The sequence below is a fragment of the Pseudomonas svalbardensis genome, from assembly GCF_030053115.1.
In the GTDB taxonomy this organism is placed as follows: domain Bacteria; phylum Pseudomonadota; class Gammaproteobacteria; order Pseudomonadales; family Pseudomonadaceae; genus Aquipseudomonas; species Aquipseudomonas svalbardensis.
Window position 1 is genome coordinate 3,250,747 of record NZ_CP125619.1, and the last position, 23,313, is coordinate 3,274,059.

Here is a 23,313-nt window from a genome sequence, read left to right on the forward strand (position 1 = left end):
GCCTTCTTCAGCAGGGATTCTGAAGCCGATCCAGCGCGCGTAACCCACTAACGGCGTGGGAGGAACAAACTCGCAGGGTGTATGGGTATCGCCGATTATCACCGTCCCCGACCCGCCATTATCGAATCAGCGGGGATATGCAAGGTTTCTACCTGGGCCCCTACGTTGACTATGGACGGTGAGCCCAGACAGTTCCTGCCTGTTTCGCACGCCACACCGCCTACAGTGAGTGATCGAAAACAACACAGTGTGGCGTTTTCGTCACCTCGTCATACCGATGGCGCAGATTTGCGCCATCGGGTACCGGTGGGCAGCGGACGTAGAGTACGGCCATAAATAGAACTAAGCTGACTCTCCAAGCGCTGCAAAAATGCACATTACGCTGCAACATCACAGCGATCATTCACGCACAAGCCCTAAACTTCAATGTTTACAAGCCTTTTAGTTGGCATGCGATATGCCCAGCTTTACTTGCCTGAGTGTTCAACCAGGTACCCATAAGCCAAATCGAGCCTAAACATCGATGGATACCCTGAATTTACTGACCAACAAAGTCCAGCCCCTTTCAAGCACGGTAAGTGCTGACGGGCAACTCGTCAGTCTGTCCGCCAGCCTGAGCGATCAATTGGGTTATGCGCCAGATGAGCTGCAGAATCAGCCGATCGAACGTATCTACAGCGTCGAGTCAGTGCGTGCCTTGCAGTTGCTGTTCGCCAATCCTCCTGCCGACGAACAAGTCCACAGCCTGGAGCTGACCCTGATTCGCCACAACGGCGGTCTGCTGCAAGTGGTCGCCTGCGGCCTTATGGAGTGGCGTTCAGTTCAACCGGCGCGCCTGCACCTACTGAAGATTCCGCTTGGGTCGCTGGGCCATCGGCTGCGGGAAATGCAAAACGCCAATGAAGTAATGAGCCAGATGCTGCAGAGCGCAAAGGTCGCCTACTGGTGCATCGAGTTCGCCGAGGCGGTGGACATCAATACTTCGCCGGATGAAATCGTCCGCCAGGTATTCGAAAACGACTCCCACTGGCGCCTGTGCAACCGGGCCATGGCCGACGTGTATGAGATGCCATCGAATGTCGATTTCAACCAACAACCGGTTCGCCTTTACTGGCCTCGCAGCCCGGCCAACGAGGAATTCGTGCGGCGCTTGATCGAAGCCGGTTTCAGCGTCGACTGCGCACTCTCGGTGGATCGGCGTCACGATGGTTCACCGGCCTACGTCGAGAACGATGTACGCGCAACCATCGTAAACGGGCATCTACTGCGCATGTGGGGCAGCATTCGCGACGTCAGCCAGGAATTGCGCATGCAGCACGACGCCGAGCAGCGCATCGATGCCTTGCGCCGGGTCTTCGATGCGGTGCCGGATGCGGTGCTAGTGATCGACGAACATCTGCAACCACAATGGCGCAACGCAGCCTTCGAAGAGACCTTTGGCATTACCCATGGCGCCGGTATCGCTCGACTGCTGCTGGATAACGCCCTGCCCGAGCGCACCTGGCACAGCCTGCCGCTGCCTGATTTGAGCGGGCGAGACTTGAACTTCAATGTGCATTGTTCGCGCATCCTGATTCGTGAAGGCGTGGCCTGGCGGGTCGCGGTGTTTCGCGAAAGTCAGGGCGTGCGCCGTGCGCAAGAGTTGCACCCATGAAAGACAAGAACCTGCCACCCACGCTACAGATGGGCATGCGTTCGTCAGTAAATGTCAGCAGCGAAGTTCTCGGCGCATTGCTCGAAACACCCGCGCTGCACGCCTTACTCGACAGCTTCAGTGAAGCGCTGATCGTGACGGATGGTGAAGGCCGGGTGCGTTTTCTCAATCTGGCCGCCGAGCGCATTAATCGACTTTCCAAACACCAAGCCGTCGGGCTGTCCGACAGTGAGTTTTACCAACGCTCGGCATTGAATTACGACGACTTGCAGGCAGCACTGAGTCGCGGCGGTAACAGCGCCTTGACCCGCTCACGGGAAGGCCGGGCTCTGCTCAGCAGCACCCACGCCATCCCCACTGGCGCCTACGAAAAACCGTTCAGGATGTTGACTCAGAAAGACTTCGACGGCAGTCAGCCGCAGCGTCGAGCGTCGCTCGGCAACCGGCCCGTGGAGCCGCAAGGTCTGCGCGATCCCCAAGACAGTGCCCTACACCTATCACCTCAGCTATCGAGCATCGCCGACACCGGCGTGCGCGCCTTCCGACGTCGCGCTCGGTTGTTACTGCTTGGCGAGCCTGGCGTCGGCAAGACCGCCATTGCCCAGCATATCCACCGTGCGGCCGGCTGGGGTGATCGCCCATTTATTCACGTTAACTGCGGGAGCATTCCGGAGAGCCTGTTCGAGTCGGAGATGTTCGGCTATGAGCGTGGCGCCTTTACCGGCGCACTGCAGGGCGGCAAGCAAGGCTATATCGAGGCGGCTTCGGGCGGGACGTTGTTCCTCGATGAAATCGGAGAAATCCCTCTACATGTCCAGGCCAAGCTGCTGAAATTCCTTGAGGACAGTACTATCCAGTCTGTCGGATCGCCCCTGAGCAAAACGGTACAGGTGCAAGTCATTGCGGCCACCAACAAGGACCTGCGTCACCTGGTGAGCATTGGTGAGTTTCGCGCCGATCTCTACTATCGCCTCGCCGTCCTGCCGGTAGAAATCCCACCGTTGCGCCAGCACCGGGATGACTTGCCATTTCTCATCGACATCCTGTTGAGCCGCATCAATGGCGATCGCGAGCCCTCACTGAGTCTGTCTGCGGGCTGCCGGAAGCGGCTGATGGACTATGATTTTCCGGGCAATATCCGCGAGCTGGTAAACATCTTTGAACGGTTGGCCGTCCTCGCCGACGATGAAGCGCAGGAGCATCATTTGCCGGCTGAATTGCTCGAGCCGGTGCGCCCTCAGGAACGTTTGAAACCCTCGGTTACGGACGATGAACCGGAGGACAATCCGGAACGGAATCTCAAGCTTCAAGTCCAGCATTTCGAACGCCAGGTCATCCTCAGGGCCGTACATCTATGTGGCAGCAAGCGCAAAGCCGCGCAGCACCTGGGCATCGACATCGGTACGCTGATCCGCAAGCTTCAACGCGACTAAATTACCCCGGCACAGGGATGTGTCCACCCCCCCCTTCTTTTCGCATAAAGCGCTGCAAAAACGCCTACAACCGTGGCTATTTTTGCCTGCACCTTACGCCAACAATTGTATAAAAACCTTTAAATTCAACTAGTTGAATATTTGGCACGACCTGTGCTCCTGCTATCTGCACCCCATCATCGTTGGGCTTTGCATCAGAGCCGGCTTCCATCAGCCGAGCCGGTAGTCAGGAGGAACAATAAAAATGTTGATCACCGGGATCAAAAGTCGACCGATCTACGACCGGTTGCAACCGCTGCCGGGAGGTATCCGGCACATCATTGCTGGGCAAGGCAGCGGCGGGCGCGCAATGTTGCGCTTGCTGGGTGATATGGCTGGCCTGAATCGACCGATCACCTTGCTGTACTCCCAGGAGTCGTTTTCCGGCCAGGACTTCCTGGACCAACTGCATCAGCACACCGAACACCCATTGCACGTGCATACCTCTAACCAGGCGCTGATCGACGAGCTGAAGACCCTACTCGGCGAAGCGCGCATGGGCACTCGTCTTTACCTCGCAGGTTCTGAAAGTTTCCTCGGTAGTGCCATGCAAGTGGCCACGCATTTCGACCTGAATCGCGACGAGGTGCTTCGCGAGCACTCTGGAACGCTGGTCCGTCGCGTCTGGTGCGTGCACTGCGACAGCTACACCGAAAACGTCACCCAACGCGTCTACGACTGCCCCGGTTGCGGCATAACGCTGGTGGTTCGCGATCACTATTCCCAGGGGCTGGCAGCCTTCCAGGCGGTCAAAGCCGATGCCGAAGTCCCGGGTGAATTGCCTGAAGCCGAGGAGCTCGACACATGAGCCAGAACAATGGGACGTTGAATCTGCGCGTGGACCGAATCGAATCGGTAACCCCGGAAATCAAACGCTTCACCCTGGTCTCGCCGACCGGCGCGCATCTGCCGGCGTTCTCCGGCGGCAGTCACGTTGTGGTGCTGATCGCCAATCAGAACAACACCTTGCGCAATCCCTATTCGCTATTGAGTTCGCCCTACGACACCAGCAGCTATCAGATTGCCGTGCGCCGCGTAGAAAGCGGTCGCGGCGGTTCGGTCTTGCTGCACGACAACGTCAGTGAGGGCGATCTGATCGAGGTCACGCCACCGGCCAACCTCTTCCCGCTGATCAAACAGGCGCGCCTGCACCTGTTCATCGCCGGTGGGGTCGGCATCACGCCGGTCATTTCCCAACTGGAAGAGTTGCGCCTGAGCAAGGTGCCCTTCGAGCTGCATTACGCGGTGCGCGGCGAAGAGCACGCCCAGCTCGGCAAAGAGTTGCAGGCCATCTACGGCGAGCAGGTTCACCTGTACCGCAAAGGCATTGAGTCGCGCATGGAGATTCGCCGAATCCTCACCGGCCGCCCGCTGGGCAGCCACGTTTACGCGTGCGGTCCAGACAGCATGATCGACGCCACCCTGACCTGTGCCCGCGACCTTGGATGGACCGACAGCCATGTGCACTTCGAACGCTTCCTTGAACAAAGCAGCGGCGGCGAAGCCTTCAGTTTCACCCTCGGCCGCAGCGGCGCGACGATCGAAGTTTCGCCGGACCAGACCATGCTCGAAGCGGTGGAAGCCGCTGGCTACTCCATGCCCTACCTGTGTCGTGGCGGCGCCTGTGGTCACTGTGAAACCGAGGTATTGGAACTCGACGGCGAGCTGCTGCACACCGATGACTGGCTGTCCGACGAAGACAAAACCAGCCGCAAGAAAATCATGCCCTGCGTATCCCGCGCCAAGTGCAATCGCCTGGTCATCGACCTCTGATCGACGGAGACATAACAATGAATATCAAATTCAATCCCGACGAAACCTACCGCGACGACTACACCTTCGCTAACAGCCCGGAGACTATCGCCCGCGCACCCTTCCCGTTCCCTGATGACGACTACATGTACTCGATGAACCTCGAGCCGCATGTCTCGGTCGGCGACGGTGCGTTTCGCGCCGCCTTCGATATCGATGAACACTACATCAGCGAGTGCCGGGACCGCGCGATCACCCTGGAGAAAGATCCGGGTATGCACTACATCTCGGCGCCGCACATGATGGAGGCACAATGGGACCTGCTTGAGTTGATCATGGAGTCCTATGCCCGGGACTATCCGCAGTACTTCAGCCTGGCGCGTGAAGGTCGGCAGTGGCATTGGACCAACCGTCTGCTGGACATCGACGACCACTTTACTTTCGGCGATCCGACTACCCTGCCCTACGAGCCAATGGAATACGTGACCCGTCAGGCCCAGGGCGATTGGGTGCTGCAAGAAGAACGCGACGGCACGCTGTACTGGGGTGCCGGGATCGCTACCCAGCGCGCCGATTATTCCCTGCGTTTCAACCTCGGCATGAGCTGGGAAGAGTTCCATGGGCCGGTGCCGTTGGTGAAGGAAATCGGCATGCTCGACCGCGCGCTGAAGTTTTTGCTGCGTCTGCGCACCGGCCACCCGGTGCGTCGTTTGAACTGGTCGCTGACCGTCAATCCGCGCCTCGAAGTCTCGGCCGAAAGTCTGCCGGAATGGGCACCGGACCGCACCATCGTAACTGCGGAAAACGCCGGCAAGCTGGTCTACCTGCGTATCGAGTTGCAGCCGCTACATCGCCTGCCGCGCAGTAACGCCATCGTCTTTCCGATTCGCACTTACCTGCTCAGCCTCGAAGACATCGCCACCAATCCGGCGTGGGCCCGACGCATGCACCGGGTCCTGCGAGATTTGAACCAGCAACTGGTCGATTACAAAGGTTTCAGCCGCTACCGCGATGCCGCCGTCGAATGGCTCTCCAAGTACGACGACGGCCGCGACAGCGAGACCAAAAAACAGGCTTGAGTCTGACATTCACTACAACAAGAAACTCAAATAAGCGGGACAACCCGCCAGTACTGCAATCAACTGCCATTGATAATGAGGAAATAAAATGAGTGGCTTATCCAACGCGCGTGCAAGCGTCGCCGATCAGGATGCGGAACAACTCCGCGCCCTCGGCTACAGTTCGGATTTCAATAGAAGCATGAGTCTGTGGGAGAACTTTTCCCTAGGCTTCACCTACCTGTCGCCGGTCGTCGGTGTCTACACCTTGTTCGGTTTGTGTCTGGCCGCGGGCGGCCCGCCGATGTTCTGGTCCTACCTGCTGATCGGTGCCGGCCAACTGTTGGTGTGCCTGATTTTTGGTGAAATTGTTTCCCAGTTCCCAATCTCGGGCGGTGTCTATCCTTGGGCCCGTCGTTTGGTAGGCAAGCGCTGGGCATGGATGGTCGGCTGGGTCTATGCGTGGGCCTTGTGCGCAACCATCGCCGGAGTAGCGGTCGGTGCGGGGCCCTATCTGGCGATTATGCTGGGCTTCAATCCCGGTCCCGAGGCCAATATCTATATTGCCCTGACGATCATCCTGCTCTCGACCTGCCTTAATCTGGTGGGCACCAAACTGCTGGCACGAGTCGCAATGTTCGGCTTCCTCTGCGAGCTGGTCGGGGCAGTTCTCGTTGGTGGTTACCTGCTGATCTTCGAGCGTCATCAGCCATTTAGCGTGCTGTTCGACACCTTCAACCTTGAAGTCAACGGCTCGTACTTGCCGGCGTTCCTCGCGGCATCCCTAGCGGGTCTGTTCCAGTACTACGGCTTCGAGGCCTGCGGCGATGTCGCCGAAGAAACCCCGAACCCGGGCAAGCGCATTCCAAAAGCCATGCGCATGACCATCTATATCGGCGGCGCAGCAGCGATGTTCGCCTGCCTCGCGCTAATTCTTTCGGTTCCGGACATGGCCAAGGTGCTGGCCGGTGAAGATACCGACCCGGTAGCTACCATCCTGGCTAACGCCTTTGGCCCGGTTGGTTCGCGACTGGTCATGGCGGTGGTGATGGTGTCCTTTATCTCTTGCGTCTTGAGCCTGCAGGCAGCGGCCAGCCGTCTGTTGTTCGCTTATGCCCGAGACGAAATGATCGTCGGTAGCTCGCTGCTCAAGCGACTGTCGGGCAACCACGTACCGTCGTTCGCGTTGCTCATCAGTGGACTGGTGCCCGCAGCGATTGTCTGCCTGGGAATGTTCATGGCCGATGCCGTGGCGACCATCGTCGGTTTCGCGGCGATTGGTATCTACGTCGCGTTCCAGTTGATCGTCGTCGCGGCATTAATCGCTCGCGCCAAGGGTTGGCGCCCGAATGGCCAATTCACGCTCGGCGCCTGGGGGCTTTGGGTGAACCTGGCCGCACTGGTCTATGGCGTTTGCGCCATCGTCAACATGGTCTGGCCGCGATCACCGGATGCGCCTTGGTACATCAACTATTCGATGATCCTGACGACTCTGGTGGTGATGGGAGCCGGCCTGGTTTACATGCTGCTCGGCAAGCCTTATGACAAAGGTACGGCCCCTGCGGGCGATGCCTGGAAGCTCTCCAAGCCGCTTGCCAAACCCGTTGATAATTCGGGCTTGCCGGTACAACAGCGCTGACAAAGTGCCAGGGAAGTTTCACTTCCCTGGCCTATAAAAAAAGAGGAACAGTCATGCAAACCAAACTGCTGATCAATGGCCAACTGATCGATGGCGAAGGCCCCGCACAACCGGTGTTCAACCCGGCCCTCGGTCGTGTGTTGGTGGAAATCAACGAAGCCAGTGAAGCCCAGGTCGATGCCGCCGTGCGGGCCGCCGACAGCGCCTTTGAAGGCTGGTCGCAAACCACACCGAAAGAACGCTCGCTGCTGCTGCTCAAACTCGCCGACGCCATCGAAGCACACGGCGAAGAGCTGGCCAAACTGGAATCGGACAACTGCGGCAAGCCTTACAGCGCTGCACTGAACGACGAGATCCCGGCAATTGCCGACGTGTTCCGTTTCTTCGCCGGCGCCAGCCGTTGCATGAGTGGTTCGGCGGGCGGTGAATACCTGCACGGCCACACCTCGATGATCCGTCGCGACCCGGTTGGCGTGATCGCGTCCATCGCACCGTGGAACTACCCGCTGATGATGGTCGCCTGGAAAATCGCCCCGGCCCTCGCAGCGGGTAATACCGTGGTGCTCAAGCCGTCGGAACAAACCCCGCTGACCGCGCTGCGTCTGGTGGAACTGGCGTCGGAGATTTTCCCGGCCGGCGTGCTTAACCTGGTGTTCGGTCGTGGTCCTACGGTTGGTAGCCCATTGGTCACACACCCGAAAGTGCGCATGGTCTCGTTGACCGGTTCGATTGCCACCGGTTCGAACATCATTTCCAGCACCGCCGACAGCGTCAAACGCATGCACATGGAACTGGGCGGCAAGGCTCCGGTGATCATCTTCGACGACGCCGACATCGACGCCGCCGTGGAAGGCATTCGCACCTTCGGCTTCTACAATGCCGGCCAGGACTGTACCGCCGCCTGCCGCATCTATGCGCAGGAAGGCATCTACGACACGTTCGTCGAGAAACTCGGCGAAGCGGTCAGCAGCATCAAGTACGGTTTGCAAGATGATCCGTCGACCGAGCTCGGTCCGTTGATCACCGCGCAACATCGCGACCGCGTGGCCGGGTTTGTCGAGCGTGCCGTGGCGCAAGCGCACATCCGTTTGATCACGGGCGGCAAGGCTGTTGAGGGCAATGGCTTCTTCTTCGAACCAACTGTGTTGGCCGACGCTCAGCAGGACGACGAGATTGTTCGTCGCGAAGTGTTCGGGCCGGTGGTGTCGGTGACCAAATTCATCGATGAAGCGCAGGTACTGAGCTGGGCCAACGATTCCGACTATGGCCTGGCGTCATCGGTCTGGACCTCGGACGTCGGTCGCGCACATCGCTTGTCCGCACGCTTGCAGTACGGCTGCACCTGGGTGAATACGCACTTCATGCTGGTCAGCGAAATGCCTCATGGCGGTCAGAAACTGTCCGGTTATGGCAAGGACATGTCCATGTACGGACTGGAGGATTACACCGTGGTGCGGCATGTGATGTTCAAACACTGATTGCTACTCAGTGAGCCGTGTCGCTTTTGGCGCGGCTCTTGACCGAACCACCTACGATTTTTTGCTCACCGTCCAGGCGGCCATCGTCAAAGTGATCGACGTTAGCGCCAATTACTCCACCGGCATCCCCTGACAGCTCCGGTTTCACCCGAACAAACGGCCGCATGATTGCCTGGACGCTAATCATCCGGCCCGGTTCCTTGACGAATTAAGGTGTACCCGCCAATTCCCTCGCCGTCTTCTCAATCAGCACACTGAATTTCTTGCGCAGCATCCACGAATCAGCCTTGGCCAGATCCATCGCGGTTTTGATACCCAAAGCATCAAAATGCATTTTCATGCGTCGACCCACACCCCATACCTCAGACACATCCGTGTTGCGCAGCACCCAGTCGCGCTTGAAGGGATCACAGATGTCGACCACGCCACCCGTTTCAGCTTGCAGACGTTTTGCGGTGTGGTTCGCCAACTTCCTTTGTTGACTTTCTGGTTGGGACTATCAGAGCATCATTAAGCTTAGCGCTGTGTACTAACAAACATAGCGCTAACGCCTCTTCACTTTACGCGTCGTTGAATTCAGGCTTGCACGTAAACCCAGGCACTGGCTCCAGACTTCAGCACAACCCCTACCCGCCGATAGTCGGCCACTTCATACTCATCGGCCGCGAACAGCTCCTGCTCCGTGATCTCAAAAACAGTGCCGGCGATTTCATCCGACAGATCCCTGCTCTCTTGCACTATGGGGTGGTGGGTTTTCCCACTCGCGGCCAGCACTGCCGGATCGGTGATTTCGACCCAGTTCTGTTTGTACCCCGGCAGGCTATCAGCTCGCCCTTTCAACTCACGCCCGAAGGTGGCCAGCTGGACTGCTTGATCTTGCAGGGTGCCATAGGAGAACAACAGCACCGGTTGCTCGGCTACATGGGTCATTGGAGCTCCTAAGTTGTTCAGATCAGCAAGTCTTCATAAAACGCGCCAAATGGACGCTCGGGATGGGCAAGCTGGATTTCCAGAATCCACAGGCCGGTGTTCGGATATTGATCAAGATCCCCGAGTTCGCCGCCCCGGTAAATCGCATGGGGAAAATCGCTGACCCTGTGCCCCTTGATGTCGAGGTTGAGCGTCCAGCCCATGGCCAGCGCCTGAGCGGCTGCAAAGTCGTAAAGCGCCACCCCCGAAACCCGCTCACTGCGCCAGAAGCTTTCGACCCGATTGAACAGCTCCTTGGCCGCCGCGGCACAGGCGATCATTTCCGGATCGGAACCCGTGGTGAACGTCGCGCCGGCATCACCTTCATGCCCCTGCCACACCACCCCCATGTCGATGAAGAAAATGTCGTCGGCCCCCAGCTCTGGATTGCCATCTGAGCGCTGCTTGAAGGTCTTGAGCGTGTTGCCGCCGAAGCGGATCAGCAGCGGGTGCCAGGTCCGATCCATACCCAGTGCCGCCAGGATCTCTTTGCCTCGCAACTGAGCCTCGGATTCGCGCATGCCGGGCGTGATGACTCGGGCGATCTGATCGATGGCCTTCCAGGTCATCTGCTGTGCGTGACGCATCGATTCCAGCGCATAACGTTCACCTACCGCTTCTTTGCTGCTCAAGACCGTACTCATCATTCATTCCCTTGGTGAGAAAGCGCAGGCCAAGCGCTATATAGTTTTATATATTGTGATACTCAACATCAAAGATAAAGCCATGACCCAGGCTTCAACCCAACCTTATGACAATCTCTAGCACCGAGACCGGTGATCAATGCAGCACGCTGGATCACTCTCTCAAGCCCGTAGTGACCAGCATCCGCCAGCGGAATCAGCACCTCATCCTGAAGGCGGCCAGCGAAGAGTTTTCAGTGACTGGTTTCGACGCCACCCAGACTGGTGACATCGCGGCTCGTGCCGGGATTCCTAAGGTAAATCTCTATTACTACTTTCAAAGCAAAGAGAATCTATACGCTCGAGTACTGCTGAGTTTTGTTGAGCCGACGACAGTGACTTGGTGGCTGCTTCCTTGCTGATTATTTGAGCTTGTTCGATTGTTCGTGAGTACTGGCATTCTTCAGTGTCGATTTAGAAGTTTGGCGTCAAGCGAGGTCATCCGGTTCCAGATGCAGTTCTTCAATGATCGAGGTTGGTATGCGCTGGGTATTTCCTAATTCGTTCGTCACGCCTCTGAAAACTTTTCCCGAAGCGGTGGTTACCTTGTAGGCAAAATCGGCCACGGGTTCACCTTCAGTATCGAGCAAGATAAATTGCTCATCGAAGCCAAATGAAATCGGGATAATCGGCGTAAATGTCGCACCACCGCCACTGTTGCCAATGATGACGGTTCCGGATCCGCCCATTACTGCGTTGCCATGATTACCAAGGCTTCCAACAACGACCGCCGGCAAGCCGTTGGTAATGACGTTGTCCGCGATTTGACTGCCACAGGCTGTGGGGTCGGTTTGTCTGGCTGCGCTCAAGCCATCAAAAAATACATCTGGCGAACCGCCGGTAATAGGGTTCGTGCCATGACCCGGTAGTGGGCAAGCTGTCGGGTCAGACACCCGCGCTGCAGGTTTACCACTCATATGAAGCTCCTTAATTGACGTGGATTTGATAAGAGCCGGCAGTGCTTCCAAAGCACCAACGGCAATCGACTGGGTCGAATAATTTTACTTGATCCCAACTGCTTGTTTCGGTGTCATGGGTTGCCATTACACCTATGGCTTCACTCTTGTGCCAATGCATCCCCTTTGTGTGAGCATCCAGGATGTTGAGGAGTGCGTTGTAGTCGGCAAATTTTCACTGGTTATAAATCGGGGTTATGCCACGACAGCGAAAAGATCAAACAGCCTTCGGCAGCTCCTTGGTGCGATCTTTTAAGCTCGACCACCCCTTTCCTCGACGACTAACTCGCGCAACGTATCAAGAAACAGCTTGAGCACCGGCGAGTCATCGTCCGCGCGGTAAGTGGCGTACAGCGGCACTTCCGGCAATGCCGGTGTCAGGCGACGAAACACCAGCCCGACTGGCGCCATCTGCTCGATGGACGCTGGCAGTAACGCCACGCCGAAACCCGCCCGCACCAAGCTGAGCAGCGTTTGAACCTCTATCACCTGCTGGCGGATTTGTGGGGTAAACCCCGCCTTGATGCAGCACTGAAAGAGAAAATCGGCAAACCGCGACTGCTTGAGTTCCAGCGCCACAAAAGGCTCCTGTGCCAGGTCCACCGGTGCCAGGCTTTCGCGCCGTGCCAAGGGATGATCGACCGGCATGACCACGCGAATCGGCTCGTAGATCAGCAGTTCATTGCGCAACTGCGGATCGTCATAGCCGACCCGAAACACACAGGCATCGATGCGTTTCTCCTTCAAAGCCATGACCTGTGCCGCCGGCGTCATTTCATGCAGCCGCCAGGACACCTGAGGATAGCGCTCGCGGAAGAGGTGTAAGGCCCGCGGTAGCACGCCCACCATCACCGAACTGATCATGCCGATTTCCAGCTCGCCCAACTGGCCACGACCGGTCTGACGAGTCAGGTCTAGGGCGCGGTTCAGTTGTTCGAACACCAGCGGCGCCTGTTCCTTGAGCATCTGTCCGGCCGCCGTCAGCTCGACCCGGTGATGGCTGCGCTCGAACAGCGGCGTACCCAGTTCCTCTTCCAGTAGACGAATCTGCTGGCTCAGCGGCGGCTGACAGATGTGCAAACGCGTAGCAGCCCGGCCAAAGTGTAGCTCTTCAGCAAGGGCCATGAAATACCGCAGCAATCGCAGGTCCATGACAGCTTATCCCAGGGTCAGTGGCGTCGAGCGCTGGCGCACTCCGGTCAAGATGAACAGTGCATTGGCGATGGCCGGGACCACCGACGTGCTGCCCAGTTCACCGACACCTCCAGGTTTGCTCGGCTCGCCGTCCAGTACCAGAATATCTATCGTCGGCATGTCCGACATGCGGGGCACCCGGTAATCATGGAAGTTGCTTTGCACCACCCTGCCCTGTTTGATGTCCATGCGGTCGAACAGCGCGTGACCGAGGCCCCACATCAAGCCGCCATAGATCTGCTCTTCGACACCGCCCGGCGACACCGCCAGGCCGCAATCGACCACGCAGGTGAGTTTATCGACCTTGATCACACCGTCTTTTTTCGAAAGTCTGGCGACCACCGCGATGAAGCTGGTGTAACCCTGATTGGTGGCGATCCCCAAGGCTGTCCCTTCCGGCAATGGCTGGCCCCAACCGGCACGTTCGGCGGCGTTCTTCAGCACCGCGACGTGCCGGGGCCGGCCTTGCATGTTAGCCAGGCGAAAGGCCAACGGATCCTGTCCCGAGCTGTGTGCCAATTCGTCCATGAAACTTTCGACGGCAAACACATTGGGAATGAAACTCACGGAGCGATACCAACCGCTGGGCACGTTGCTTTCGTGCTTGACCCAGGCCAGGTCCAGATTCGCAGGACGATAAGCAAAGTCCCACGCAGTGATAGCCTCGGTCGTGCTGTAGTCCATGTGGTCGGGGCGTTCGAAATAGCCTGGTTCCCACTGTTCCGGCGAAGCCGGTGAGACAGCGTCAAGTTTCAACGCCGTGAGGTTGCCCTGAGCATCCAGCGCACCTTTGACTCGATGAAGAGTCGCCGGGTGCATGAACAGCGAACGCATTTCGTCTTCACGGCTGTTCATCAACTTGACTGGCACCTTGGCCTCCTGCGCCAGGTATGCCACTTCGAACAACCAGTACTTGGCCTCCCGCGCCCCGAAGCTGCCGCCGGACACCAACTCATTGATGGTGACCTTATCCTTGGCGATCTTGCACACCTTTTGCGCAGCCTCCAGCGCCGAAGATGGCACCTGAACGCCGCCCCAGTAGGTGATGGCGTTATTCTTCACCTCGGCGGTGATGCAGATCGGTTCCAGCGGGTTCTGCACCTTGTACGGCATGAGGTAATCGGCTTCGAGCAGCTTCGCGGCTTTCGGCCACTGAGCGCTGACATCCCCCGCCGCCATGGCGGACACCCGCTGTGCGGTCTTGTCGTCGATGGCCGCCGCTTGCGCCGTCGCCAGTTGATCGCTGTCGAAACCGGCCAGGGGTGAATCGCTCCATTGCACCTTGAGCAACGCACGACCCTGTTGGGCGGCCCAGTAATTGTCCGCGAGCACTGCGACGCCTTCCTGATTGCCGCCCAGCACATCAGGCCGGCCGGGAATCGCGATCACCTTACGCACGCCCGGTACTTGCAACGCCGTACTGGAATCCACCGAGACAACCTTGGCGCCGACCACTGGCGTGCGCTGAATCACCGCCACCAGCATCTCTGGCAATTCCACGTCGATGCTGTACTTGAAGCGCCCGCAAACCTTGGCCGCCGCATCGCGCTTGTGCCGCAGTTTGCCAATGTACTTGAATTGCGCGGGGTCCTTCAAAGTGACCTTGGCCGGTGCTGGCAATTTCGCGGCAACACTCACCAGCTCACCGTAACCCAGGCTGCGTTTGCTGGCGGAATGCACCACTCGGCCCTCTTCGGTTGTGCAACTGTCGGGACTGACTTTCCATTGTTTGGCCGCCGCAGTGATCAGCAGTGCACGCGCCGTGGCACCGGCCATCCGCAGGCGATCGTATTCCAGCGAAACACTGGTGCTACCACCCGTCGAGAAGACTTTCCATATCGGGTGAATGTAGGTTTCAAAGAACGGATTTTCCGGCGATATCACCTGCACGGTCATCGGGTTGACGTCCAGTTCCTCGGCCACGCAAGCGGCCAATGCGGTGTGGGTGCCTGTGCCGGAATCGTGTTTGTGCACCACCAGTTTCACCGTGCCGTCGGGCAATACCCGAACCCAGGCGTTGGGCTCGAATTCCCCTGCAGGCGCAGGTCCTTTCAGGTCCGTAGCGGCTATGCCTGAGGGTAGATAGAACGCAATTGCCAGGCCGCAGGCAACAGTGCCAGCCTGCTTGAGAAAGAGACGGCGCGGCAGTTCGATCTGTGTGTCGTCGATAAATGTCATCACGCCTCCTTCGGCGCAGCAGCGGCGCGCTTGATGGCTTTATTGATTCGCCCGTAAGTGCCGCAGCGGCACACGTTGCCGGACATGGCGTTGCGGATCGAGTCATCGGTGACTGTCGCACCGGTGTTGAGCAACGCGGCTGCGGACATGATCTGCCCGGATTGACAGTAACCACATTGCGGGACATCTTCGGCTACCCAGGCCAGTTGCAGCGGATGCTGTTCGGTGGGCGACAAGCCCTCGATGGTGGTGATGCTGTGCCCCGCCACGGCGGCGACCGGCAGTTGGCAGGAACGTACTGCGACACCGTCCAGGTGCACGGTACAGGCACCGCACAGGCCCATGCCGCAACCGAACTTGGTGCCGGTGAGTTTCAAGTGATCACGCAACACCCATAACAAGGGCATGGAGGGCGATGGCTCTACCAGCTCGTGTCGTTCGCCGTTTACCGTGAATTCGATCATTGTCAGGCTCCAAGAGAGCGGCCCGTCTTTGTGCAGGCCTGGTCGCCGATTATTGAGAGTCTGTGGAAAATCGGGCCAGCGACGATTTCTGCCATCCTGTGTAAGTAGGACTAACAGCATGTACAAGCGATACCCGTCGGTGCAGTCCATGAGTGCCTTTATTCAGGCGGCTCGCAGCGGAAGCTTCTCCAGCGCTGCGCGCAAGCTTGACCTGACCCACAGCGCGATCAGCCAGCAGATCCGCAGCCTGGAAGACTTCATCGGCCAGCCGCTGTTCGTACGCGAAGGTGGCGGCAGTAACCTGACCGATGCCGGGCAATTGTTTGCCAGCGTGCTGTCCGACGGCCTGGCGCAGATCGACCGGGCGCTTTCCTCGGTGAAAAACCGCAGCGTCGCGCAGCGGCTGACCCTTGATGTCGACAGTGAATTGGCCCAAAGCTGGCTCAATCCACGGCTACCGGAACTGCTCGATTTGTTGCCTGACCATGAAGTGGTATTGCTATCGATGCCGCGCTCGGATCGCAGTTCGTTCGAGCGGGTGGACCTGGCGTTGCGGTACGGGTATGGCGATTGGGAAGACTGCGAGATGACCCAGATCTGCGGTGATCGAGTGACTGCGGTGGCATCCCCGGCGCTGCTTGAGCGCCATGGGTTGCAGGTGCCAATTACGCCGGCGCAGGTGCTGGAATTGCCGCTGCTGGGGTATACGCGGCGCTCGTGGATTCCCTGGCTGGATGCAGCAGCAATGGCGCCAACCGAGCCGAATGCTCGGGTGGTTTTCGATAATGCGGCCAACCTGATTGCAGCGGCCGAAGCCGGGGTTGGCGCGGGGCTGGTGCGCGGGTTGCTAGCGGCGGATGCGTTGCGCGCGGGGCGTTTGGTAGAGCTGAACGCGGCGCAAATTCCGGCGCATTACAACCTGTATGCGGTGTGGCCACCTGGGCAGGCCGAGCGGGTGGCTCCGGTGGTTGAAGTGATCAAGACGTTGGCTCAGCAAACGCTGATCTGACGCCTTCGCGAGCAAGCCCGCTCCCACATGTTGATCGGTGCCAGACACAAATCCTGCACTCACTGAAGATCCCCTGTGGGAGCGGGCTTGCTCGCGAAGAGGTCCGCCCATCCACCACAAACCCCTGCCCCATATCGAACACATATCAACACCCCGCCCAATTAATATTGTACGAACCCCACCCCCCCTTCCAATACTTCCCCCCAAGCAGCCAGCGTCCCGAGCCGGATGCGACCAGGCGAGGGAATGCGCAGCAGTGCGCATAGAAATGGCCGATTGCCCGGGACGTGGCTGCTGCGAACCGCAAGGTTCCCTTCCCCGCTATCAGGAGATCGACTTCAATGATCATCGATATCAGTTGCTATCCCACCGACCTGGTGGACCTCGCCTGGAGGCATGACGGTGACCCGTTCACCGGCGAGCGTCTGCTGGAGATGATGGATGGCCCGTACATGGTCAACGGCAAACCTCGCCGTATCGACAAAGCCTTCATCCAGCCGCCACAAGGCAACACCATTTACACCTGGACCGACGGCGACCTCAGCGGACGCGAATCCATCGATGCCTACATGGCTTACACGCTGAAGATGGTCCAGACCTACCCGGATCGCTTCATTGGCTGCTTCGTCTACAACCCGCGCTGCGGCGTGGAAAACGGTGTCGAGGCGATTGAGCGTTACGTCAAGGAACACGGCTTCAAGATGGTCCAGATGCAGGCCAACATGCACGCCTATCGCCCGGACCGTGCGCTGGACTGGGTCCGTCCGGCCTTCGAGAAATGCGCCGAGCTGGGCATCCCGGTCAAACTGCACACCGGCGACGGGCCGTACAGCATTCCGTCGGAATGGGTGCCGATGATCAAGGAGTTCCCCAACGTCGATTTCATCATGGCGCACTTCGGGGTGCAGACCGGCGGCGTCTACGTGTTCGAACCGATGCAGTGGGCGATGGAGCTGCCCAACGTTTACTGCGAATCGGGCTGGTGCCTGCAATCGCGAATCGTCGAATTCGCCAAAGTCCTGCCGACCCACAAGATCCTTTTCGGCACCGACACCCCGCCGAACGAGCCGGGCATGTGGCTGCGGTTGCTTGAAGTGCTCTGCCATGAGCCGCCCCAAGGACTGAACCTCGACGAGGACACTCTGGAGGAATACTTGGGCAACAACACCGCGCGGATGATCGGCCTCGAGCCAACCCCGCCGCCGCGTTCCGTGTCCGAAGCCGAGGCGCAGCTCAAGCGCCCTGTCACCACACAATTGGCCAGGAGCTAAACCAATGATTATCGACACCCATCTGCACCCCACCAACCTGGTCGACGAGGCCTGGCGCCACACCGGTGAACCGTTTACCGGCGAGCGCATGCTCAAGCTGATGGACGGCCCGTACATGATCAACGGCAAACCGCGCCGCATCGACATGGGCTTCATCCAGCCGCCACCGGGCAACACCGGTTATCGCGACGGCAACCGGCGGGGCCGCGAAGGCGTGCGCGACTACATGTCGTACATCGCCGAGCTGTGCATGAAGTACCCGGATCGGTTCATTGGTAACTTCAACTTCAACCCGCGCTGGGGACCGGAAAACGGTGCGGCAGAGCTGGAGTTTCATATCAAGGAATACGGTTTCAAGATGCTCAAGCTGCACGCCAACATGCACGGCTATCGTCCCGACCGGGCACTGGACTGGCTGCGGCCGGCGATGAAAGTCTGCGCCAAGTACAACATCGTGGTGCTGATCCACACGGGTGACGGTCCGTACACCATCCCGACGATGTTCTACCCGATCATCCGCGAATTCCCGATGGTCAACTTCATCATCGGTCACTTCGGCATCCAGACCGGCGGCAACTACTCGTTCGAAGCGTTCTGGATGGCCATGGACACGCCGAACGTGTACTGCGAATCCGGTTGGTGCTTCCAGTCGCGGATCGTCGAGTTCGCCAAGGAGCTGCCGCGCAACAAGATCGTCTTCGGCACCGACTCGCCGCCGAACGAACCGGGCATGTGGTTGCGCGAACTCGAAGTCCTGTGTTCGCCAGCGCCGCAAGGCCTGGGGATTGATGAGGATCACCTTGAGGATTACCTGGGCAACAACATTGCCCGGTTGTGCGGCATCGAACCGACACCGCCACCCAAGGATCTGATCGAGGCGGACATTCGTCTGACCACGACCTACCTCTAAGCGTTTTAAAACCAGAGCAAAGCGACTTTACAGGCGTACAGATGAGCCCGGCGTTCGATCGACCGGCAGGCCAACGGCTTGTCGATCGAACGTCGCCCTCAGCCCTGCACGCCTGCTTTTACGAGGTGAAACCATGACCCTCTCTACGCTCGGCGATACCCAGGACTTTCACGATTTCATCGACGCCTATCGCCGGCAGTACCCGGACGATGTGCTCACCGTCCACGAATCTCTTTCGGCCGATCAGGACGTCACCGCCCTGGTCGATGCCCTGGCGACTCAAGGCCGTGACCCGCTGCTGATCTGCGAAAAAGTCGGCAACCTCGGTGTGCCGGTGGCGACCAACCTGTTCGCCTCCCGAACCCGCATCGCACGGATCTTCGGTGTCACTGCGGCGCAACTGCACGAAACCTTCCAGGCCCGCGCCAATCATCCGATCGCGCCCCGCTACGTCGAAACCGGTCCGGTACTGGACGAGATCTTCGAAGGCGAAGCCGTGGACCTGGCGCTGTTGCCGATGCTCAAGCACTTCGACAGCGACCGTGGCCCGTACATTACCAACGCGATCATCATCGCCGAAGACCCGGTCACCGGCATCGCCAACATGAGTTATCACCGCTCGATGCGCCATGCCCGACAGACCCTCGCCACCAGCCTGCATTCGCGCGGTCACTTGTGGCGCATGCTGCAAACCGCTCGCGAGCGCGGTGAAGAATTGCGCGTGGCCATGGTGGTCGGTGCCCATCCGCTGTTTATGCTTGCCGCAGCAGCACGTTTGCCGTTCGGCAGCGATGAACGCGCAGTGGCAGGTGGCCTGTTTGGTGCCCCATTGGAACTGGTCAAGACCCCGCTTTATGGCATCGGCGTACCGGCCTATGCCGAGTTTGTGCTGGAAGGCGCCATCGATCCGGCGGCCTATGCCGAGGAAGGTCCGTTCGGCGAGTTCAGCGGCTATTCCTCAGACCGTTCAACCAACAACGTGCTGCGGGTCGACACCCTCATGCGGCGCAAGGACGCTTGGCTGGTGGACGTGGTCGGCGGACGGTACGCCGAACACCTGACCCTGGCGCGTCTGCCACGGGAAGCGGAAATGAGCGAGAAACTCAAGGCACGCTTCCCCGCCGTCACCGCCGTGCACTACCCCAACTCCGGCACGCACTTTCATTGCTACGTGGCGCTGGATCAAAGCCGCGACGGCGAGGCACGGCAGATCATGCTCGCCCTGCTCGGCTGGGACCCGTACCTGAAAACCGTGATCGCAGTGGACAGCGACATTGACATCAGCGACGACAGCCAGGTGCTGTGGGCATTGGCCACACACTTTCAGCCGCATCAGGATATTTTCGTCATCGACGGTTTGCCCGGCAGTCCGCTGGACCCATCGTCCTCGGTCAACGGCACCACGTCGCGCATGGGTCTCGATGCCACACGCGGTTCGGGGTTCGACGGGATCAAGGCGCAACTGGATCAGGATGTGGTCGAGCGCGCACGCAACCTGCTGAAGAGCTATCAGTCATGAACCGCCAGCGCATGGTGGTCGGCATCAGCGGCGCGTCCGGCTTCATTTACGGCGTGCGCTTGCTGGAGTTGCTGGCTGAACTGAACATCGAAAGCCACCTGATCATCAGCCGGGCCGCGCTGCTGACCATGGCCCATGAAACCGACTACAAACTGGCGGACGTCACCGCGCTGGCCAGCCACTACCACCGGGCCGACGACGTGGCTGCCGGGATCGCCAGCGGTTCGTTTCGCTGCCTGGGCATGGTGGTCGCGCCGTGCTCCATGCGCACGTTGGCGGAGATTGCCACCGGCTCCTCCTCGGGGCTGATCGGCCGCGCTGCCGACGTCACATTGAAAGAACGCCGGACCTTGGTGTTGATGGCCCGGGAAACGCCGCTGACCCTCGCCCACCTGCGCAACATGACCGCCGTCACCGAAATGGGCGGGATCATCGCCCCACCGGTGCCGGCCTTCTACGCCCGCCCGCAAAACCTTTCGCAAATGGTCGATCACAGCCTCGGCCGTGTCCTCGACCTGTTCGGCCTCGACGCCGGGACCGCGCTGCGCTGGGGTGAACCCGGCCCATCGGCCACCGGTCATTTCGCAACAACCAAGGAGCTCGCATGAACAGCCCATTCAACGCCCCTACCCCGAACCGCAAAATTCCGGTGACCATCCTTACCGGTTTCCTCGGCGCCGGCAAAACAACCCTGCTGAACTACATCCTCAGGGAAAACCACGGCCGCAAGATTGCCGTGATCGAAAACGAATTCGGCGAAGTCGGCATCGACGGCGACCTGGTGCTCAGCTCTGAGACCGAAGAAATCTACGAGATGGTCAACGGCTGCGTGTGCTGCACCGCCGAGGTTCGAGAGGACCTGGTGCGCATTGTCCGCGAACTGGTGGCGCGCCCGGTGCGGCTGGATCACATCTTGATCGAGACCAGTGGTCTGGCCGATCCGTACCCGGTGGCGCAGAGCTTCTTTATCAACGACCCGATTGCCGATGAAGTCGAACTGGACGCCATCGTGACCATGGTCGACGCCAAGCACATCGTTCAGCATCTGGAGGATTTGCAGCTGGATGGCGTGGACAACCAGGCGGTCGATCAGATCGTCTGCGCGGACCGCATTGTGATCAATAAGGTCGATCTGGTGAGCGAGGACGACGTGGCAGCGCTGCGCGGCAAGATTCGTGGATTAAACGCCACGGCGGACCTGGTGACCTCCAGCTACGCCGAGATCGATCTGTCGAAGATTCTCGGCATCGGTGCGTTCGAGTCAACGCAAAAGCTGATGGAAATCGGCTCCGAGCACGATCACCACGCCGACGAACAGCACCATGATTTGGATCATGACCACGATTCGAGCGTGTCGTCAGTCGGCATCGCCGTGGACGGCGCCGTGAATCTGCTCGCCTTCCACCAGTGGATCAGCAAGTTGCGCGATGAGCAGGCCGACAACCTCTACCGAATGAAAGGCGTGCTGGCCGTCGCGGATCAGGATCAGCGTTACGTGCTGCAGGGCGTTCACAGCCTGGTCGAGTTCCGTGCCTCCACCTCATGGGGCACGGAACCACGCTCCAGCAAGATTGTGTTCATCGGCCGCGACCTGGATCGCGCGGCGTTGAACCAAGGCTTTGCCGCCTGCCTGGCAGGCTGAAAAAACGGCATCGGAGCCGGTGGATGGCGGCTCCGGGCACACAGAACGAATACCCCTCTCTACAGCATAAAAACAGCAAGAGGTGATTCCCCATGTCGTCAGCCACATCCCCATCAAAAACCCCTTCCACCGTCCACCCGGTCGACCAGATTCTGCCGGTCCGCCAAATGCTCACCCTTGGCCTGCAACACATGGCCGTCTCATACATCGGCGCCATCGCCGTGCCGTTGATTGTCGCCAGCGCCCTGAAAATGTCCCAGGCCGACACCGTGGTGCTGATCAGCACCACGCTGTTCTGCTCCGGCATCGCCACGCTTTTACAAACCGTTGGCTTCTGGAAATTCGGCGTGCGTTTGCCGATCTTGCAGGGCGTGGCGTTCAGCAGTGTCGGCCCGGTCATCGCCATCGGCACCAACCCGGAGGTGGGGTTCGCCGGGGTCTGTGGGGCGGTGATCGGCGCAGGGATCTTCACGATGCTGGTCGCACCGTTCGTGGGTCGATTGCGGCGGTTCTTTCCGCCGGTGGTCACCGGTTGCATCGTCACGGTGATCGGTTTGCAGCTGTTTCCGATTGCCTATGAGTGGGTCGGTGGCGGCCGACACGCCAGCGATTTCGGTGCGCCGGCGTACCTTGCAGTCGCCGCCGTCGTGCTGGCGACCATCCTGTTGGTCAACCGTTATGGCAGCCCGATGCTGCGCAACATGGCGGTGCTGGTGGGCATGCTGGTGGGCGCGGGGCTGGCCTACGGTCTGGGCATGGGCAGTTTCCAAAGCGTTCAGGAGTCACCCTGGCTCACCGTGCCCTACCCGTTCTACTTCGGTTTGCCGACCTTCAGTCTGATCCCGATCGCCACCATGGTAGTGGTGATGATTGTGCAGATGGTCGAGTCCATGGGGCTGTTCGTGGCCATCGGCGACATCGTCGAAAAACCGGTGGAAGACAAACAGGTGATCAACGGCCTGCGCGCCAACGGACTGGCGAGCACCATCGCCGGGATGTTCGCGGCGTTTCCGTTCATCGCCTTCATGGAAAATGTCGGGCTGGTGATTCTGACTGGCGTGCGCAGTCGCTGGGTGGTGGCTGTCAGCGGGTTGCTCATGTGTTCCGTGGCATTGATACCGAAGGCCGGTGCGATCATCGCCTCGATGCCGACCGCCGCACTCGGTGGTGCCGGGATTGCCATGTTCGGCGTGGTCGCGGCCGCGGGGATTCAGACCCTGGCCAAGGTCGATTACGAGCGCAATCGCTACAACGTGCTGATCGTCGGTTTCACCATCGCCGCCGCCCTGGTGCCGGTGCTGGCGCCGGCCCTGTTCAAGCAAATGCCCGAGTGGTCCCAGCCGTTCCTGCACAGCAGCGTGGTGATCGCCTGCCTGGTGTCGGTGCTGCTCAACGCCGCGCTCAACGGCGTCAGCGTTCCCGACAGCGCGGCAACCAAGCCCGCGTCCCACAGCCTCTGACTGGA

At 59.5% G+C, this 23,313-nt stretch carries 21 protein-coding genes and 2 pseudogenes; 15 read left to right on the forward strand and 8 right to left on the reverse strand.

Annotated elements, in window-relative coordinates:
- Positions 1–523: 523 nt before the first annotated feature.
- The 7 genes from QFX16_RS15035 (at position 524) to QFX16_RS15065 (ending at position 9,053) form a co-directional block, all read left to right on the forward strand.
- Positions 524–1,654 (forward strand): PAS domain-containing protein, encoded by a 1,131-nt coding sequence (locus QFX16_RS15035; protein ID WP_283180287.1) that lies wholly within the window; start codon positions 524–526, stop codon positions 1,652–1,654.
- On the forward strand, positions 1,651–3,087 hold the full coding sequence (locus QFX16_RS15040; protein ID WP_283180288.1) for a sigma-54 interaction domain-containing protein: 1,437 nt from the start codon (positions 1,651–1,653) through the stop codon (positions 3,085–3,087). Before QFX16_RS15035 ends, QFX16_RS15040 begins: the two co-directional genes overlap by 4 nt.
- A 244-nt stretch (positions 3,088–3,331) precedes the next feature.
- Positions 3,332–3,934 carry a dimethylamine monooxygenase subunit DmmA family protein gene (locus QFX16_RS15045; protein ID WP_283180289.1) on the forward strand — a complete coding sequence of 201 codons (603 nt, stop codon included), beginning with the start codon at positions 3,332–3,334 and terminating at the stop codon, positions 3,932–3,934.
- Positions 3,931–4,899, forward strand: a complete 969-nt coding sequence (locus tag QFX16_RS15050) for a PDR/VanB family oxidoreductase (RefSeq protein ID WP_283180290.1) — start codon at positions 3,931–3,933, stop codon at positions 4,897–4,899. The genes QFX16_RS15045 and QFX16_RS15050 overlap by 4 nt, the downstream gene beginning before the upstream one ends.
- A gap of 17 nt (positions 4,900–4,916) precedes the next feature.
- Positions 4,917–5,957: a heme-dependent oxidative N-demethylase family protein gene (locus tag QFX16_RS15055; protein WP_283180291.1), complete on the forward strand. Its 1,041-nt coding sequence runs from the start codon at positions 4,917–4,919 to the stop codon at positions 5,955–5,957.
- Positions 5,958–6,045: 88 nt separating this feature from the next.
- The gene (locus tag QFX16_RS15060; RefSeq protein ID WP_283180292.1) at positions 6,046–7,575 is read left to right on the forward strand and encodes an APC family permease; all 1,530 of its coding nucleotides are present in this window, start codon (positions 6,046–6,048) and stop codon (positions 7,573–7,575) included.
- 53 nt (positions 7,576–7,628) lie between these two features.
- Entirely contained in the window at positions 7,629–9,053 is a 1,425-nt protein-coding gene (locus QFX16_RS15065; protein WP_283180293.1) for a gamma-aminobutyraldehyde dehydrogenase, read from the forward strand.
- 7 nt (positions 9,054–9,060) lie between these two features.
- Here QFX16_RS15065 and QFX16_RS15070 read toward each other — a convergent pair whose 3' ends face one another.
- The 4 genes and pseudogenes from QFX16_RS15070 to QFX16_RS15085 all read right to left on the reverse strand — a co-directional run bounded on the left by QFX16_RS15070 (position 9,061) and on the right by QFX16_RS15085 (position 10,666).
- Positions 9,061–9,240: a hypothetical protein gene (locus QFX16_RS15070; RefSeq protein ID WP_283180294.1), complete on the reverse strand. Its 180-nt coding sequence runs from the start codon at positions 9,238–9,240 to the stop codon at positions 9,061–9,063.
- 24 nt (positions 9,241–9,264) lie between these two features.
- A pseudogene (locus tag QFX16_RS15075) lies at positions 9,265–9,525 on the reverse strand (DNA polymerase V subunit UmuC); the annotation flags it as partial.
- Positions 9,526–9,629: 104 nt separating this feature from the next.
- A complete protein-coding gene (locus QFX16_RS15080; protein WP_283180295.1) occupies positions 9,630–9,983 on the reverse strand; it encodes a gamma-glutamylcyclotransferase family protein in 354 nt (117 codons plus the stop codon).
- A gap of 17 nt (positions 9,984–10,000) precedes the next feature.
- Positions 10,001–10,666, reverse strand: coding sequence for a M24 family metallopeptidase (locus QFX16_RS15085; protein WP_283180296.1), 666 nt, complete (start codon positions 10,664–10,666; stop codon positions 10,001–10,003).
- A gap of 173 nt (positions 10,667–10,839) precedes the next feature.
- Between QFX16_RS15085 and QFX16_RS15090 the strand changes: the two are divergent.
- Positions 10,840–11,034, forward strand: a pseudogene (locus QFX16_RS15090) (helix-turn-helix domain-containing protein); the annotation flags it as partial.
- Between the two features lie 99 nt (positions 11,035–11,133).
- Here QFX16_RS15090 and QFX16_RS15095 read toward each other — a convergent pair.
- The 4 genes from QFX16_RS15095 to QFX16_RS15110 form a co-directional block, all read right to left on the reverse strand.
- The gene (locus tag QFX16_RS15095) at positions 11,134–11,622 is read right to left on the reverse strand and encodes a PAAR domain-containing protein (protein ID WP_283180297.1); all 489 of its coding nucleotides are present in this window, start codon (positions 11,620–11,622) and stop codon (positions 11,134–11,136) included.
- Between the two features lie 291 nt (positions 11,623–11,913).
- Complete coding sequence (locus tag QFX16_RS15100; RefSeq protein WP_283180298.1) at positions 11,914–12,813, reverse strand: LysR substrate-binding domain-containing protein; 900 nt, start codon at positions 12,811–12,813, stop codon at positions 11,914–11,916.
- A 6-nt stretch (positions 12,814–12,819) separates the two neighbouring features.
- Positions 12,820–15,033 carry a xanthine dehydrogenase family protein molybdopterin-binding subunit gene (locus QFX16_RS15105; RefSeq protein WP_283180299.1) on the reverse strand — a complete coding sequence of 738 codons (2,214 nt, stop codon included), beginning with the start codon at positions 15,031–15,033 and terminating at the stop codon, positions 12,820–12,822.
- Positions 15,033–15,497, reverse strand: coding sequence for a (2Fe-2S)-binding protein (locus QFX16_RS15110; RefSeq protein ID WP_140894334.1), 465 nt, complete (start codon positions 15,495–15,497; stop codon positions 15,033–15,035). The genes QFX16_RS15105 and QFX16_RS15110 overlap by 1 nt, the downstream gene beginning before the upstream one ends.
- Before the next feature lie 118 nt (positions 15,498–15,615).
- Here QFX16_RS15110 and QFX16_RS15115 point away from each other — a divergent pair, with 118 nt between their 5' ends.
- The 7 genes from QFX16_RS15115 (at position 15,616) to QFX16_RS15145 (ending at position 23,308) form a co-directional block, all read left to right on the forward strand.
- On the forward strand, positions 15,616–16,506 hold the full coding sequence (locus QFX16_RS15115) for a LysR substrate-binding domain-containing protein (RefSeq protein WP_283180300.1): 891 nt from the start codon (positions 15,616–15,618) through the stop codon (positions 16,504–16,506).
- Between the two features lie 341 nt (positions 16,507–16,847).
- Entirely contained in the window at positions 16,848–17,777 is a 930-nt protein-coding gene (locus tag QFX16_RS15120) for an amidohydrolase family protein (RefSeq protein WP_150732737.1), read from the forward strand.
- Positions 17,778–17,781: 4 nt separating this feature from the next.
- The gene (locus QFX16_RS15125; RefSeq protein WP_134418495.1) at positions 17,782–18,687 is read left to right on the forward strand and encodes an amidohydrolase family protein; all 906 of its coding nucleotides are present in this window, start codon (positions 17,782–17,784) and stop codon (positions 18,685–18,687) included.
- A gap of 133 nt (positions 18,688–18,820) precedes the next feature.
- A complete protein-coding gene (locus tag QFX16_RS15130; RefSeq protein ID WP_283180301.1) occupies positions 18,821–20,206 on the forward strand; it encodes a UbiD family decarboxylase in 1,386 nt (461 codons plus the stop codon).
- A complete protein-coding gene (locus QFX16_RS15135; protein ID WP_283180302.1) occupies positions 20,203–20,814 on the forward strand; it encodes a UbiX family flavin prenyltransferase in 612 nt (203 codons plus the stop codon). The genes QFX16_RS15130 and QFX16_RS15135 overlap by 4 nt, the downstream gene beginning before the upstream one ends.
- Positions 20,811–21,848, forward strand: coding sequence for a CobW family GTP-binding protein (locus tag QFX16_RS15140; protein WP_283180303.1), 1,038 nt, complete (start codon positions 20,811–20,813; stop codon positions 21,846–21,848). The genes QFX16_RS15135 and QFX16_RS15140 overlap by 4 nt, the downstream gene beginning before the upstream one ends.
- Before the next feature lie 92 nt (positions 21,849–21,940).
- Entirely contained in the window at positions 21,941–23,308 is a 1,368-nt protein-coding gene (locus tag QFX16_RS15145) for a nucleobase:cation symporter-2 family protein (protein ID WP_283180304.1), read from the forward strand.
- The last annotated feature ends 5 nt before the right edge of the window (positions 23,309–23,313 follow it).